The sequence below is a fragment of the Moraxella sp. CTOTU46934 genome (assembly GCF_031979465.1).
Lineage (GTDB): Bacteria > Pseudomonadota > Gammaproteobacteria > Pseudomonadales > Moraxellaceae > Faucicola > Faucicola tetraodonis.
This window is the reverse complement of the sequence record NZ_DALZEG010000011.1, coordinates 23653-38990: the sequence shown is the minus strand read 5'-3', so window position 1 is coordinate 38990 and position 15338 is coordinate 23653. Positions and strand designations below refer to the sequence as shown.

Annotated in this window: 14 protein-coding genes; 5 read left to right on the top strand and 9 right to left on the bottom strand. The window is 43.6% G+C overall.

Going from position 1 to position 15338, the window contains the following annotated elements:
* Positions 1-11 precede the first annotated feature (11 nt).
* Entirely contained in the window at positions 12-416 is a 405-nt protein-coding gene (locus RTN07_RS09000; protein ID WP_007116084.1) for a tellurite resistance TerB family protein, read from the bottom strand.
* Between the two features lie 98 nt (positions 417-514).
* Positions 515-1732: a Na+/H+ antiporter NhaA gene (gene nhaA, locus RTN07_RS08995; RefSeq protein WP_409455557.1), complete on the bottom strand. Its 1218-nt coding sequence runs from the start codon at positions 1730-1732 to the stop codon at positions 515-517.
* A gap of 347 nt (positions 1733-2079) precedes the next feature.
* Between nhaA and RTN07_RS08990 the strand changes: the two genes are divergently transcribed.
* Positions 2080-3537 carry a C13 family peptidase gene (locus tag RTN07_RS08990; protein WP_312177558.1) on the top strand — a complete coding sequence of 486 codons (1458 nt, stop codon included), beginning with the start codon at positions 2080-2082 and terminating at the stop codon, positions 3535-3537.
* Positions 3538-3735: 198 nt separating this feature from the next.
* Here RTN07_RS08990 and rpmG read toward each other — a convergent pair whose 3' ends face one another.
* The 3 genes from rpmG to bioD form a co-directional block, all read right to left on the bottom strand.
* Positions 3736-3891, bottom strand: a complete 156-nt coding sequence (gene rpmG, locus RTN07_RS08985; RefSeq protein WP_007116087.1) for a 50S ribosomal protein L33 — start codon at positions 3889-3891, stop codon at positions 3736-3738.
* Between the two features lie 35 nt (positions 3892-3926).
* The gene (gene rpmB, locus RTN07_RS08980; RefSeq protein WP_007116088.1) at positions 3927-4163 is read right to left on the bottom strand and encodes a 50S ribosomal protein L28; all 237 of its coding nucleotides are present in this window, start codon (positions 4161-4163) and stop codon (positions 3927-3929) included.
* 301 nt (positions 4164-4464) lie between these two features.
* Positions 4465-5166 carry a dethiobiotin synthase gene (gene bioD / locus RTN07_RS08975; protein ID WP_312177556.1) on the bottom strand — a complete coding sequence of 234 codons (702 nt, stop codon included), beginning with the start codon at positions 5164-5166 and terminating at the stop codon, positions 4465-4467.
* A 256-nt stretch (positions 5167-5422) separates the two neighbouring features.
* Here bioD and RTN07_RS08970 point away from each other — a divergent pair, with 256 nt between their 5' ends.
* Complete coding sequence (locus RTN07_RS08970; protein WP_312177553.1) at positions 5423-6367, top strand: ketopantoate reductase family protein; 945 nt, start codon at positions 5423-5425, stop codon at positions 6365-6367.
* Positions 6368-6494: 127 nt separating this feature from the next.
* Here the strand turns inward: RTN07_RS08970 and RTN07_RS08965 are convergent, their stop codons facing one another.
* A complete protein-coding gene (locus RTN07_RS08965) occupies positions 6495-7133 on the bottom strand; it encodes a glutathione S-transferase family protein (protein ID WP_115304599.1) in 639 nt (212 codons plus the stop codon).
* A 155-nt stretch (positions 7134-7288) separates the two neighbouring features.
* Positions 7289-9265 carry an oleate hydratase gene (locus RTN07_RS08960; RefSeq protein ID WP_312177549.1) on the bottom strand — a complete coding sequence of 659 codons (1977 nt, stop codon included), beginning with the start codon at positions 9263-9265 and terminating at the stop codon, positions 7289-7291.
* Positions 9266-9721: 456 nt separating this feature from the next.
* Between RTN07_RS08960 and RTN07_RS08955 the strand changes: the two genes are divergently transcribed.
* The 3 genes from RTN07_RS08955 to RTN07_RS08945 all read left to right on the top strand — a co-directional run bounded on the left by RTN07_RS08955 (position 9722) and on the right by RTN07_RS08945 (position 12447).
* Complete coding sequence (locus tag RTN07_RS08955; protein ID WP_282842295.1) at positions 9722-10018, top strand: Trp family transcriptional regulator; 297 nt, start codon at positions 9722-9724, stop codon at positions 10016-10018.
* A 268-nt stretch (positions 10019-10286) separates the two neighbouring features.
* Positions 10287-11699, top strand: coding sequence for an anthranilate synthase component I family protein (locus tag RTN07_RS08950; RefSeq protein WP_144918350.1), 1413 nt, complete (start codon positions 10287-10289; stop codon positions 11697-11699).
* 109 nt (positions 11700-11808) lie between these two features.
* Positions 11809-12447, top strand: a complete 639-nt coding sequence (locus RTN07_RS08945) for an anthranilate synthase component II (RefSeq protein ID WP_312177545.1) — start codon at positions 11809-11811, stop codon at positions 12445-12447.
* Between the two features lies 1 nt (position 12448).
* On the opposite strand, the gene RTN07_RS08940 is transcribed toward RTN07_RS08945, so the two are convergent.
* On the bottom strand, positions 12449-12961 hold the full coding sequence (locus tag RTN07_RS08940) for a hypothetical protein (RefSeq protein ID WP_312177542.1): 513 nt from the start codon (positions 12959-12961) through the stop codon (positions 12449-12451).
* A 213-nt stretch (positions 12962-13174) separates the two neighbouring features.
* Positions 13175-15328 (bottom strand): ornithine decarboxylase, encoded by a 2154-nt coding sequence (gene speC / locus RTN07_RS08935; RefSeq protein WP_312177540.1) that lies wholly within the window; start codon positions 15326-15328, stop codon positions 13175-13177.
* Between the last annotated feature and the right edge of the window lie 10 nt (positions 15329-15338).

The window sequence follows — 15338 nt, the reverse complement described above, 5'->3', positions numbered from 1 at the left end:
CTAGGACTGGTCTAGGACTGGCAAATTTTATCAACCCACAGCTCATACGGATATTTTCCTAAATGTCCGTAACGTCCTTTTTCAGTCACCCGCCCTTCAATACAGACAGGTAAACTAATTGACACGCCCGTTTGACCTTGCGCTTTGGCATAGTCGGCTAACAGGTTGTTTGGGTCAAATACATGGTATTTGGTGGTACCGTCATTAAATTCAGATTGCTCTAAGCTTTGGGTAAATGTGCCTTTTAACGTCAGCGTTTTTTTGGGTACACTATCAATGCTTTCTTTGATATCGCTTAATTTACCATTTTGCAGCGATTGGTACGCCACGCTGGCGCAACTTGCCAATAGACCAATTATTGCCACACCACCGCCCAACCATGCAGCCTTTTTACCCTTTATCTTGTTAGTTAGCATGGTGTTTTCCTTATTATTGATATAAAAAAATGATAGCAATATTCGTTGCTATCATTTGTAGAGTTTATTTATCGTTACACTACCCTTGGGTAAATAGCTTAGCGAATATAGGTATGATCCTCAGGGTTACTCACCTGCTGTGTCAGCGCTTGGGTTGGTAAGACTTTCTTAAGATAAAAATACCCTAGCATACCTGCCAATAATGACCCTAAAATAATGCCAAGTCGTTCGTCAAACGGTTTGACCTCAAGTCCCGCAAAGGCAAGCCCACCAATAAACAAACTCATGGTAAAGCCAATACCACATAAAATCCCCACGCCAAATACTTGTCGCCAGTCAACATTGGTAGGCAAGCTAGCTAACCCAAGCTTGACGCCAAGCCAACTAAATAGCATCACCCCAATCGGCTTGCCTAGCAGCAGTCCTAGTGCGATACCGAGCGGTACCGTATGCAACAGCGAGGATATCCCCGTACCTCCGAGATAAATGCCCGCATTAGCAAACGCAAAAATCGGTAAAATAATAAAACTGACTGTGTCCTGCAAGTCATGTTCAACCGATTCGAGGGGTGAATGCTCAGGGTGCTTGTTGTCTGTCATTGGGATGAATAGCGCAAGCAGCACACCGGCAAGCGTCGCATGTATGCCCGACTTAAGCATCGCTGCCCATAGCAAAACGCCAATCATTATATAAGCGGTGGTGCGGGTGACGTTAAAGCGATTCATGAGCCACAATATCACCAAACATACCCCGACCCAAGCCAGTGCCGCCATCGACAAACCCGATGAGTAAAATAACGCAATAATGATAATCGCACCGATATCATCAAAAATAGCAATCGATGCCAAGAATACTTTGAGCGCGGCGGGCACGCGATTGCCCAGTAACGTCAGCACACCTAAGGCAAACGCGATATCTGTCGCCGCCGGAATCGCCCAACCTTTCATCAACTCTGCGTGCTGATAATTGAATGCGGCATAAAAAATCGCAGGTACCATCATACCACCGACCGCAGCAATCGCAGGCAAGACGACTTTTTTGACCTCTGATAGCTCACCCACTAGCATTTCCCGCTTAAGCTCAAGTCCCACTAAAAAGAAAAACACCACCATCAAGCCATCGTTAATCCAATGTAGTAAATGATGATCGATACTAAAAGAGCCGATTTTTATCGAGATAGGTAGATGCAAAAAATGCTCGTATATGTCACTCATCGGAGAGTTTGCTACCACCATCGCCAACACAGCGGCAAACGCCAACACGATACCCGCAGCCATATCGTGTGCCAAAAATTTTTTAAATTGGTTAAATACTATCATCTGTCTAAAACTCTTTTTAATACCATCTTTTATTTATGAAATATACCACACTTAAACCAAGCAAAATAGCCTACAATACCATCATACCATATATTTTATTATATCATATAATCTATTTTTATGATAAATAATTTCATAATTCTACATTAATAGAAAATTTTATTCATTTATTCACTATTTTAGATAAATTAATTTTTTAGCCGTATGATTTTTTGGTGTTGATAGTTAAGATTCTAAACATGAATGATTAATAAAGTTGTTAACACCCCATGCCTATTTTGTATTATTATTTTATCGCTACTTGCCTACCGATTTAGAATCAGCCTTTCAATAGTGTGGATATTTTGCCAACTTCTCTTACCGATCTTGATTTAACCCCGCTCAAACGTTTTTCTCATAACGTTATCGCCAATATCCGTGCCACGGGTCACATGCTAATAGGTTCCAAACGTGCGTTTTATTGGGTCAAGCCCACCGTATGGCAGTTTTTATTGTTTGGATTGACGGCACTGGCGAGTAATTTGCTGTTTTCGTGGTTGGTGGCTGAAGATGCCACCCATTTTAATCCACAAGGGCTGATTAGTTATTTGGTGTGGCCGATGGTGATGTTGGTGGCAGGATTGATTCTTGCCAAACGGCATTTTAATGCCATGCTGATTTTTGTGCCGGCGATTTTATGGCTGTGTGCTGACACTTTTATGATGCTGGTGCAAAGCCTGATTCAGTTTATCTCAGACTTGGGCTGGCTACCTGAATGGACGTTTGATACGATTGGTATTGTGTTCGTATTGGCGTTTGTCTGGCAGTCATTATCGCTGCTGTGGATTTTTGGCAATCAATTACGCTGGTCATGGATTGAGCGTGTCCTGATTATGCTAGGTGCGTTTGCCGTACTCAGTGTATGGCAAAAAAACGTGCAATCTGAGCCGATTTTTCAATCTGACCCCGTCGAACCCGTGGTCACTGAAGCGGCATTTTATGCGCAGCCTGAGCTTCTGGCTGATATGCTAAATAACGTGCAGCCGCAACGCCCGACTATACATGATTGGTACTTTATGGGTGTCGCAGGTCATGGCGAGCAAGATGTTTTCCGTTCAGAAATTGAGCTAACCAAAGAATACTTTGACCATCAATTTGGCACAGCAGGACGCTCGGTTGAACTCATTAACAATGCCAATACCCTGTCTGCGCTACCGATTGCCAGTAAAACCAGTATTGAACGCGCTTTGCAAAGTATCGCCAAAAAAATGGATGTCAATGAAGATGTGCTATTTTTGACCTTGACCTCGCATGGGGGTGACAAGGTGATTGAGATGTCCAACCCACCGCTAGCGCTCGATAATGTCGATGCCAAATGGCTACGCCAATCATTGGATAAATCTGGCATTAAATGGCGCGTCATTGTGGTATCCGCCTGTTATTCTGGCTCATTTATCAATGAGTTAAAATCACCAGATACCCTCGTGATTACCGCCTCAGCTGCGAACAAATCATCGTTTGGCTGTTCTAATGAAGCCGAATATACATACTTTGGACAAGCATTTTTTGCTGAAAGCTTACCCAAGCTTCGCCGTTTTCAACCTGCGTTTGAAGCCGCCAGTAAACGCATTGCTGAACGGGAAAAAATGATGGGGTTTGAACCGTCTGAGCCGCAATTGGTGATGGGTGAGGCTATTAAAAAGAAACTGCCAGAATTTGAAAACAGTCTTAAACCCTTACCTGCGGTTGTGATAGCGCCATCGACTGCCGCCAGTGCTACTAGCGATGCCCATACCTTAAGTAGCCACCAACTGCACAAATAACGTAGACCGTTTCGGCTGTTTTAGCTGCCAAGATGCCTTGCCACTCGTCTTACCATCCATCGCGGTAGCGATTAGGAACAATTGATATTTTCTGCCAATTTTTTAGCGATTTTATAATTTTTGCACATAAAAAAAGTGGGTTAACCTAAGTTACCCACTTTTTATCAAATAGCGCGTCAAATAGACTATGTTAGTCAATTATTTGATTTTAGCTTCTTTGAATACAACATGTTGACGTACCACTGGATCAAATTTTTTGATTTCCATTTTGTTTGGCATGGTACGTTTGTTTTTGGTCGTGGTGTAAAAATAACCCGTACCTGCAGTTGAAACTAATTTGATTTTATCACGCATCGCAATTGCTCCCTAAGAATATGAAAAGGCAAAAATTAGATTTTTTCGCCACGAGCACGCATATCAGTTAAAACTTGGTCAATACCAACTTTATCAATGATACGCATACCTTTGGTAGTCAAGCGAAGCTTAACAAAGCGGTTTTCGCTCTCTACCCAAAAACGATGGGTGTGTAGATTTGGTAGAAAACGACGGCGGGTTTTGTTGTTTGCGTGAGAAACATTGTTACCTACCGCTGGGCGTTTTCCAGTCACTTGGCATACTCGAGACATGGCTTACTCCTAATCGGTGTGCATGAGGGCTGCTCATGCCTGTCACAACTGATACTCGCACATCTCGCATATCATTGAAGCTAAAAAAAGCTAGGGTTTCAACGATTCTAGTGTTGAGTATCTCAGTTTGAATCAATAATTAATCTTTTGGCGGCGTACTTAAAATTAGCTACTCACGGGTAGTCACTTGACTTGCGTCAATCAAAACCATTTTAAGCAAGCGTCAAAAAATCGCTAGTAAATTTAAAGCCGCTATTTATACCATAACTTATGCCAAAAAGCAATGTGATTGGATAAAAATTTAATGGGTTAAAACGCCTTGTTTGACCATCAAGGGTGGTAGGTTTTGATACCCAGGATACTTGCGTAAAATTTGCTGACTTAACCAGTCAATTTGCGCATCGACAAACGGCGTGTCGGTCTGTAATTGGTTAAAAATAACCAAAGCGACTTTTAGCCCTGCTTGCCAAATTGCTTGTAGGGTTAGCATGGCATGATTAAGACTACCAAGCTTGATACCGACAACCATAATCACAGGGTATCTGAGCGCGGCTGCCACATCAGCAAGCGTTTCTTGCTCGTTAATAGGGGTAAACCAGCCGCCTGCCCCTTCAACCAAAATCACATCGGCAGCATAGGCTGCGATGGCGTTATTGATGGTATCGACTAGTTGGGTGTTGGTAAGTGTCACGTCATCAATTTGGGCAGCGATATGGGGTGAGCAAGGCGTCGCTAGCTGGATAGGGGCAATGGCAGACAGCGGTGGTTTGACATTGGCAAATTGATTAATGCGCCTTGCATCATCGCTATATGTTTGCCCGTTGTCATCGGTTTCTAGACCTGCGGTGACTGGCTTAATGGCATATACACTTTTGCCTTGCTGAGCGATATTCTTGACCAATTGCGCGGTGGTGGTGGTTTTACCGATTTCGGTATCGGTACCTGTGACAAAATACGCGCCGTTTAGTGCAGATGCAGCATCGTTAACATTGGATAGATTCATTATTTCTTACTTGCTTTATAGTTAATGATTTGGGTGGTTTTTTGAGATGATTGGGTGATTTTTTCAATTTTTTGCTCAAATGCTGGCATGAGTTCTTGCAAAGTTTGTTACTGATTTTTCATAAGCAGCCCATGACCAACCCATGAACACAGCTATTTTTAATAATTTCATTGTGATTCCTTTTTTATCATGCCTTATATTTTCTGCTAAACTTTATCACAACTTTAATCAATGTCGCAAAATAACAGGAAAAAAGATGAACGATTCACCGATTATTGCCATTGTTGGATTTGGCTCATTAGGGGCGTTGTTTGCAAGTCTATTAGCCCCAAACATGCCTTTTGAGAACTTGCGTATCGTTGCTGATACTGACCGTGTCAACCGTTACCAACAGCAAGGTTTATTGGTGAATGGCGAGCCGTTAATATTGAACTATGTCACACCAAACGAAAGCCTTAATTCCAACCCAAGCCCTGCCGATTTGGTGATGGTGTGTACCAAATTTTATCAGTTAAACGAGGTGTTACCGCTCATCAAAAGTCAACTTAGCGACAATACGCTGATTGTTTCTGCCCTAAACGGTATCGCCAGCGAGAAAGTATTGGCAAACGCCTTTGGTGATGAGCGCATTGTGTACTGTGTGGCGCAGCAAATGGACGCCATGAAAAATGGTAGCCAACTGATTTATCGCGATCATGGACAATTGGTCATTGGCGCGATGACAACTGATAACGCTGAACGCGCACGCGTGCAACAAGTCGATGCCCTCTTTAATCAAGTCAATTTCCCGCACTCAGTAAGCGATGACATGCCGCGCCAGCTGTGGGGCAAGTTGATGTTAAATACCGGCGTCAATCAAACCGTGGCATTGTATCAAGGTACCTTTGATACCGTGCAACAAGCGGGTGAAGCGCGCGACATGTTCAAAGCCGCGATGCGTGAAGTGATGGCAGTGGCACACGCTGAAGGCGTAACCTTAACTGAGGAAGATTTCAAAAAATGGTTGGCGATTATGGATGCGCTGGATCCCAAAGGCATGCCATCAATGCGGCAGGATTTAAAAGCAGGGCGACGCTGTGAGCTTGATCTGTTTGCAGGGATGATTCGTGAATTGGGTGATAAGCATGGCATTGACACCCCGGTCAATGACACCCTATATGAGGGCATCAGTGCATTAATGGCTAACAATCAGTCAGGATGACAACCCTAGCGCTATTGAAAAAAACTAGGCATAAAAGCAGTAAATAGACACGGTGGATAAAAGCAATGAATAACCACTACAGATAAAAAAAGGGCATTTACCTTGCCCTTTTTTATATCAACAACCGTTATTTTTTACCAAAACGCTCACTCATTTGCGCATAAAAACGTGCCACATGGTCACCCACCACACTGGCATCTTTGGGATTAAACTTCATCACTCGCCCAAAATCCAAGCCAACATACAACACGATATCAGCGAAGGTGAGTCGATCACCGAGCAAGTATTTGTGACTCGATAATAGCTCGTCAAAGTACGGCAATGCTTTTTTGACGCGGTTGATGCTCTCTTCTGCCATACCAGGCACTTGGTTGCCCACCGACGCGCGAGATGGATGCCCATGCTGGAAAGCCAGCATCATGTTATACAGCACGTGAAACTCCGCATTGCGTGACATCGCGGTAATTTTGGCGCGCTGTATAGGGTCTGAGCCCATCACTTGCTTACCATTGCCTGCAAGTCGACTATCCAGATACTCACAAATGGCATGTGAATCATTGAGCACAGTGCCATCATCAAGCACTAATACAGGCAACAGTCCCAGTGGATTGACCGCCAAAAACTCCGGTGAGTTTTGCTCATTTTTGCCAATATCCACGTTGATGACTTGTAAATTATGAATATCATTGATATCAAGTTCTTTGACTTTTAACAATAAGTCGACCTTGCGAGGATTTGGGGGGAAATTCATGGTATATAGTTTCATCACTTATTCCTTATGATGTGTGACTTTACCTTTAATATACTTGAAACCACCGTTTTACGAAATAGGGTTTTTAGGCGCAAAGGAAATTTTGCTGATAAAAAATCCCCCTGACGGCAGGAGGATTTTGCATTTTAATGACAAATGTTTATCAAAGCTTATTTTTTATCCTGCGCTTTTTGCTCATCTTTTTGCCCTTCTTTATGCCAAAAGGCTTTGACTACTTCAAATTGCTCGGCAAGCGTCTGCATCAACGAGCTGTCTTTGGGCGCTTTTTTGGCGACGGGTGGCAAGATGTGCTCATAATAGGTATTGGCGAGCACTCGGCGTAGTATACCTTCGCCGATGAAGCCTTGGTCATCGTTGAGTGTACTGGCAGAGCGGAGCATGTTGCGAATATCGTATTGGGTTGGCACGATATCAGGCACTTGCTTGTTGCTATCTGTGAGGGTGTACACCGCGACACGCGCCGAGCGTACCGAAGTTTCAACGGTGAACACCACATCGTTGTTGGTTTCAACAAATTGACCAATGAGACCTAAATTGGTGCAGCCTTCGGGTACAATTTGTGGACGGTCACCTTTGGCACGTGGCATAAACATCGAAGTGATATAGGGCATATAGGCGGTGTTGGCGATGGTGTTGGCTAAAATATCATCTTTTTGCTCGAGCAAATCTAGGTGGTATAGTAGCTCCGTCACAATTTCATGCCCCGTACATTCTGGCATGGTTTTTGGCACGTAGTTGCCTTTTTTATCCATCAACAGCCCATACACCCATATCACCACCACGTCTTTGGGTTGGTCAGGAAATTGCGGTTGGCGGTTAATAGTAAAACTCATAAGCCAGTTGGAATCGGTGATGGTAACAATACCGCCTGTGACTGTTTTGCCTGATAGCGGTGGATTGACGCAGTATTTTTCGCTGATTTTGCGTAAAAATGCCGAGTCTTTACAGGTTAAGGTTGCTGACATCCAGGCAGATTTGGGCACATGGCGGTTAAATTTTTCTGGACGACCAAACACAGCAGATTGTTTGGCAAGGTCATTCCACAGCACCCAGCCTTTCGTTTTTCCCATTTTATCATCAGCCAGATGGATATCAGGCGCAGTGTCACTGGTGCCATAGCGCGTATCTTCCGTCATTGACCCTGTGGTAATAATCACACAATCATTGTCCCGTACAGGGATATGGACTTGTTGACCTTGTTGGGTAGTTGTCAGCCCTTTAACGATTTTTTTGTCGCCTTGCTGTTCAAAATCAACCGCTGTGACTAACGTGTCACTTTGTAGTTTGACGCCTTTATTGATTAAAAATTTTTGCGCAGGTACCACAAAGCTGTCATATTGGTTGTATTTAGAAAATAACAGGGTCGACATATCTTTGATGCCATCTAAGGCTTCCAAAAACCGGTGCATGTAAAGTTTGCACTCAAGTAAGCTGTGCCAGTTTTCAAAAGCAAACATACTACGCCATAGCGTCCAAAAATTACTGTCCAAAAAACTCTGGCTAAAGTAATCTTCAATGGTGAGATTGTCGAGTTCGTCTTGATTTTTTAGTAATAAACGGACGATGGCAAGTTGGTCGGCTTTGTTGAGATTAAACTTATGAAAATCTTTGATTTGGCCTTTGTTATGAATCAACCGTGCTTTAGAATAGTTGGGGTCATTGTCATTGATCAGGCGGTATTCATCAAGCACTGAATAAGGCTCTGGTAACTCTAGCGCCGGTATATCTTGGAACATATCCCAAAAATTCTCGTAGGTGGTAATCATCTCGCGACCGCCCCGCATGATATAACCGTCTTTGGCATTACCAGCGCCATCAAGTGAGCCGCCTTGCACCGCTAATTCTTCTAAAAAGGTAATGTTCTCGCCTGGGATATGGGCATCTCGGATAAAATAATACGCCGCTGCCAAACCGCCAATACCGCCACCGACGATATAGACTTTACTGTCTTTAAAACGTCCGGTATTAAAGCCGATATTACGCTGATAGTTACCACGGGCATCGCTAAACGGCATCGAATTGCCAGGTTGATTAGATTGATAATCCGCCCGCTGTGGCTGATGATCGACCTTTTTAAAAACCAGATTGTTCAAAAATTCACTGTTGTTCTTAGCGTTGGTTGTCATAATGAAGTGCCTTATTTTGAATAAGATTAGTATTGAATATCATTAGCGTTAATTAACTTTTAAATCGCGCTGCTACCCTTTGACATTGACCGTAACTGCGCATTCTTAATTGCCCATTAAGACTGCTACACAACAACCAAAGATAAAGGCGTGGTTATAAAAATTATGATTGATAGTCATTATTTATAATTAATAAACTCACTTAGCTTTTTAACTAAGCAATTTTATTATAACCACATTATAGAACCTCGCTAAAGCAACTTTGTGTCGACTAAGCTTTGATTAAATATTCAGTTATTTGCGCTTTTGTAATCAAAAGTAACCAGTCGTCGCACCTATTCAGTTTTCTAAAGGGATAAAAATCGATTGAGTTCACTGGCTAAACTTCGTAAAATGTATCACTATACTAGAACACTGAAATGCTTTACTTGTTATCTTTTACTCAAAAAAACTACTATGCCACACACTTCGCCATCATCCCTATCCGCCTATGATTATTTGGTTGAGCTATTGAGCCAAACCGATGATAGTGACTTTATCCGCGAAATTTTGGCAGCGCTCCTGACTGAAAAAGAACAAAAAGAAATCGCCAATCGCATCCAGATTTTTGCCTTGTTTCAGCAAGCGCTACCACAACGCGAAATCGCTGAGCGCTTGGGGGTGGGCATTGCGACCGTATCACGGGGCGCCAAAGCGTATGGTCAACATGATATCAACCAATTATTGCCAAATCTGAGTCATTTAAACTTATAAATTTGTGACAATGGCTTCAAGCGTAAATAAGCCTATCACAGTAGCATACTTTAGGATGATTAGAAGGGCGATGAAAATCCGTGTGAAAATAACTGGCATGCTATAAAAGAGTTGCAAGCAGGGGGTAATCTGATTACAATGTATCATCATACTAGAACACTGAAACATTGATTAAAATTTAAGATAGGGTAAATTTAAGCCGCTATAAATTTAAGATACTGTAAATTTAGGACACTATAAATTTAAGACACTATAAATCTAAGACACTATGATGACTACACACGCCAAACCGCCCAAAATCGCCCTTGCCAGCAAACCAAGCCTGATTAAACTTGCACAAGACATTGATTTTTTTGAACTCTTTAAACGCATCGAAGCCAAATACGCTACCTGTTTTTTACTAGAATCGTTGGGCGAAGAAAGCTATATCTCACGTCATCATGCCATTGGCTTTGACCCTGCGATGACGGTGTTGGCAAAAGACCGCCATACTTTGACTATCACCAACAATCGCACGGGAGAAAGCACGGATTATACCTGTGACAATCCTTACCAACTACTGCGCGAAATCACCCCACAGCATGTGATTTCACGTAGCCATACCGGCGGATTGGTCGGTTTTTTGGGATTTGATAGTGTCAATTTTTTTGAGCCGACCCTGAATATTCAAACCAGTGATGATTTCGAGCCGTTCAAATTCGGGGTGTACTTAGATGGGTTAAGCCTTGATAAGATGACCGGTGAAATTTTTTATTATTATTACGATACCGACCACCAAAGCAATCGTATTGACGAAATCAAGTCATTATTGAATGCTATTTCGCCTGACTATACGCAGCCGACTGCTGAGCACTTGGGCGATGGGATGAACCGCGAGCAACATGCGGCAGCGGTGATGAAAGTCAAAGAAGACATTAAAGCTGGGCTGATTTTCCAGTGTGAAGTGGGTTTCAAGTCGCATTATCGCATCCAAGGCGATAGCATGCCAATTTATAGTAAACTGCGCGAAGTCAATCCGTCACCGCATATGTACTATGTCAAATTTGGCGCCCAAAAAATCATCGGCGCATCGCCTGAGTTGTTGTTCCGATTGCGCAATGGTGAGATGGAGACCTTCCCACTGGCGGGCACCACCAAGCGCGGCAAGGATGAGACCGAAGATCGCCAATTAGCGCGCGCCTTGCTCAATGACCGCAAAGAAATCGCCGAACATAATATGTTGGTGGACTTACATCGTAATGATATCGGGCGGGTGGCACGCTTTGGGACGGTAAAAGTGCGTAACTTAATGGATATCAAGCGCTTTTCACATGTCCAGCACATCTCCAGTGAAATCGTCGGTATTCTTGACCCTAATCATGATATGTTCACCGCGCTTGCCAGTAATTTTCCCGCAGGTACGCTATCAGGCGCACCCAAAATTGAAGCAATGAAAATTATAAATACACTAGAGCCCGATGGCCGCGGCGCTTACGGTGGCGCACTCGGTCAGTTTTGTTTTAATGGGGATTGTATTTTTGCTATTCCGATTCGCTCGCTGTTTATCAATGGCGAAAAAGCGTATGCGCAAACTTGCGGTGGCAATGTGTATGACTCCAATCCTGAAGATGAGTATGAAGAAATTGTGCGAAAACTGTCTGCGATGAAAGTTGTACTGTCCAATTTTGCGCCAGTGCAGTAAAGTCTGCTCCATCATGACGATACGCCAACTAGATACGTATGATAGCGATGTATATCAGCAGTATTTTAAACGTTTAAAATAACCGCCAAACCTATTTTTAGAGTTGACTATGCAAGTGTTAATTATTGATAACTACGATTCTTTTACCTTCAACTTATACCAATATATTGGTGAGATTTTAGCCGCAGACAATCAACCTTTTAACGTGGTTGTCAAACGCAATGATGAGATTAGCTTAGCGGATATCCAAGCCATGAATCCTGACCGTATCATCATCTCCCCAGGTCCAGGTTCGCCCGATGACCCTGCTTATTTTGGTGTGTGTGGTGACGTCATTACTGAGCTTGGCAAAACCACACCGCTACTAGGCGTGTGTCTTGGCATGCAAGGGATTGCGCATTTTTTCGGTGGTCAAGTAGTGCGAGCCAATGTGCCCATGCATGGCAAGACGTCACCGATTCGCCACGATGGTCAAGGCGTGTATCAAGGTTTACCACAGCAGCTTGACATCATGCGTTATCATTCACTGATGGTCGACACCGCCTCACTCCCCGATTGTTTGGTAGTGACCAGCGTGGTGTCTAGTGAGCAACATAGTGATAAAAATCTCAAAGATGCCAGTCTAGCAGGCGATGAAATCATGGGCATTCGCCACCGTGATTATCCGATTCAAGGGGTGCAATATCACCCAGAATCCTTTGCCACCGAAGGCGCCAAAACCCTGCTAAAAAACTTTTTGTTAGGGTAATTTACAACATCAACAAAATCACCGACAACACCGCCCCAACGGCAACAAACGCCAAACCACGTTTAAAGATTTTTGAACTTGGGGCAAATAAAAAGAAACTCGATAGCACAAAAAACAATAAACTCATGCCAAACAATACATTGAGCCCACCCATACTACCTTTAGAGGGCGCTTTATGAAAATTCACCATTTTATCTAATACCACGGGCAGTTTTTTGCTGGTATAAGTCACCTCACCGGTTTTAACATTGTACTGTCCATCTTTAAAAAGCTGTATATCACCCTGCTGCTCCCTAAAATCGATGTTTTTCATTTTTAAGGTTTTGGCTAAATTTTTCTCATCAAGATTGGTTGCCACGACTTGCTTGACAGTTTTTGAAGATTTTAACAAATCAGTGTCGCGAAATACCAGCAACATGCCACTTAGCGAATAGGCCAGCATAATGCCAACCATAAAGAATCCAACATAGCGGTGCCCAAGCCTCATGTAGATACGAAAATCTTTCATTGTCATTGTTTGACTGCCTCTTAAAAAATTGAGCCGTCATTATCCAATAATAGATTGATAATGTAAATAATAATGATTATCATTCAATTAAATAACATCGTACCTATCTATACAGAGCAATCTATACAGACCAATTTTTGCGCCATTGGTTACTGCTGCAAACGCGCCAAATATAGACCTCAAAGAGAAAGCCTATGAATCAAAAACCGTCAATCAAATTTAGTGAGACTGTTTTAACACATAGGCGTAGGCAATCTTTTTACCTTGGTCGTCATACTCCCAGTACACGCCCTGCACTTCTGGTTCAAAGCCTGGCAAGCGATTAACCCCTTCTTGCAATGCCAAGAAGTAGTCCAGCACCGCCCCATCCCATACTTCGCCAGGTACAATACAGTACACCCCTGGTGGATATGGTAGTGCCCCTTCCATCGCCACCCGTCCGCGAATTTCTGTTAGCGCAACCAGCTCAACCTCATTACGGATAAAGGCGTTATGGGCATCAAACGCGCTTATAGCAACTTTGGGGCGATGTTCGCGCTCAAACATTTGCTTTTGTCGTTTATTGAGCTGATGCTTGGCATAGAAGTTATGCATGAGTTGGCATAGTTCATTGATGGTCAGTTTGCGGTACTGCGGATATGCTTTAGCCAGTGTCGGCAACACTTGGGTGACGGGGCTGTTTTCGCGAATGTGCTTTTCAAAACTGACAATACGGGCGACCAAGTGCTGGAATTTTGCCAAGGTTTCGGCAGGCGTCAGTAAGAATAAAATCGAGTTTAAATCGGCTTTTTCTGGAATGACCGAGCTTTCACGCAGATAATGCGCCAAAATTGCGGCAGGAATCCCTGTGTCTTCATACTCACCGGTTTGCATATCAATGCCTGGCGTGGTCAGTAGTAATTTACAGGGGTCGATAAAGTATTGGTCATCGGCATAATGCTGAAAATCATGCCAACGCGCCCCTGCCTCAAAGCGGAAAAAACGAATATCATGGGCAATGATTTCAGTATCGTAGTCTTGCCAAGCTTGCCCATCTACTGTAGGCGGGACAAATGGCAAAATCATGCTACAAGTGTCTAGCAGCATTTTACGAGCTTCGATACCGCCGATGACACACTCATGCCACATGCGCTGACCGGCTTTACCTTCATGCATTTTGGCATTGACATCAAGTGAGGCAAACAACGGGTAAAACGGCGAGGTCGATACGTGCATCATAAACGAGTTGTTAAAGCGTTTATGATTGACATAACGGGCTTGCCCGCTGATATGATTATCTTTTTTATGGATTTGTGAGGCTTGAGAAAAGCCTGCTTGTTGCTTGTGTACCGATTGGGTGACCAAAATTCCAGGATCATTTTCACCGAGCTCAAGCAGCAGAGGCGAGCAATCACGCATCATCGGGATAAACTGCTCATAACCCACCCAGGCACTGTCAAACAAAATATAGTCACACAGATGCCCGATGCGATCTACTACTTGGCGGGCGTTATAGATAGTGCCATCATACGTGCCCAGCTGAATTACCGCCAAGCGAAATGGGCGGGCATCATCGGCTTTATCGGGCGCAACTTCACGAATACGCTCACGGATTTCGGCTTCCTCAAAACAATGGGCAGGAATGCCGCCAATCAAACCATAAGCATTGCGGTCGGTCTCTAAATACACAGGCGTACCACCTGCCATGGTTAAGGCGCCTTGGTACACAGATTTGTGATTGTTACGGTCAAACAGCACCAAATCACCATGCGCTACTAAGGCACCAATCGCAATTTTATTGGAAGAGGAAGTACCGTTGAGCACAAAGTAGGTTTTATCCGCATTAAAAACTTTCGCCGCATGCGCTTGTGCCTCAAAAGCTGGTCCTTCATGAATTAGCAAATCGCCAAGACGGACATCGGCATTACAGGAGTCGGCACGAAACAGCGTTTCCCCAAAGTATAAATAAAAGCGTCTGCCCGAAGGATGCTTACGAAAAAACTGTCCGCCTTGGTGCCCAGGACAGTCAAACGCCGCATTGCCATAGTCGGTGTAGTCCATCAAGGCTTGGAAAAAAGGCGGATCGAGCGTGGCGATGTAATCCGCCGCTGCCGCATTGACCAATTGTCCGTTATAAAACTTTTGATCATCTGCCAGCTCTAGCACACCATACACATTGGGTAGCCATTCATCAGGCACTACATCACCATATTCAATCGCCACAAATATCGGAATGGCAAACCCCAAATCTTCAATATCTTGATACACACGCGGCAAGTCCGTCATCGTGACCACAATCGCTGCAATATTGGTATAGTCGGTCGATTCAATATCGATGGTACGATAATTAAGATTTAGGGCGTATTCGATGCCATCACTGATGACTACTTTCATAATTATTTTC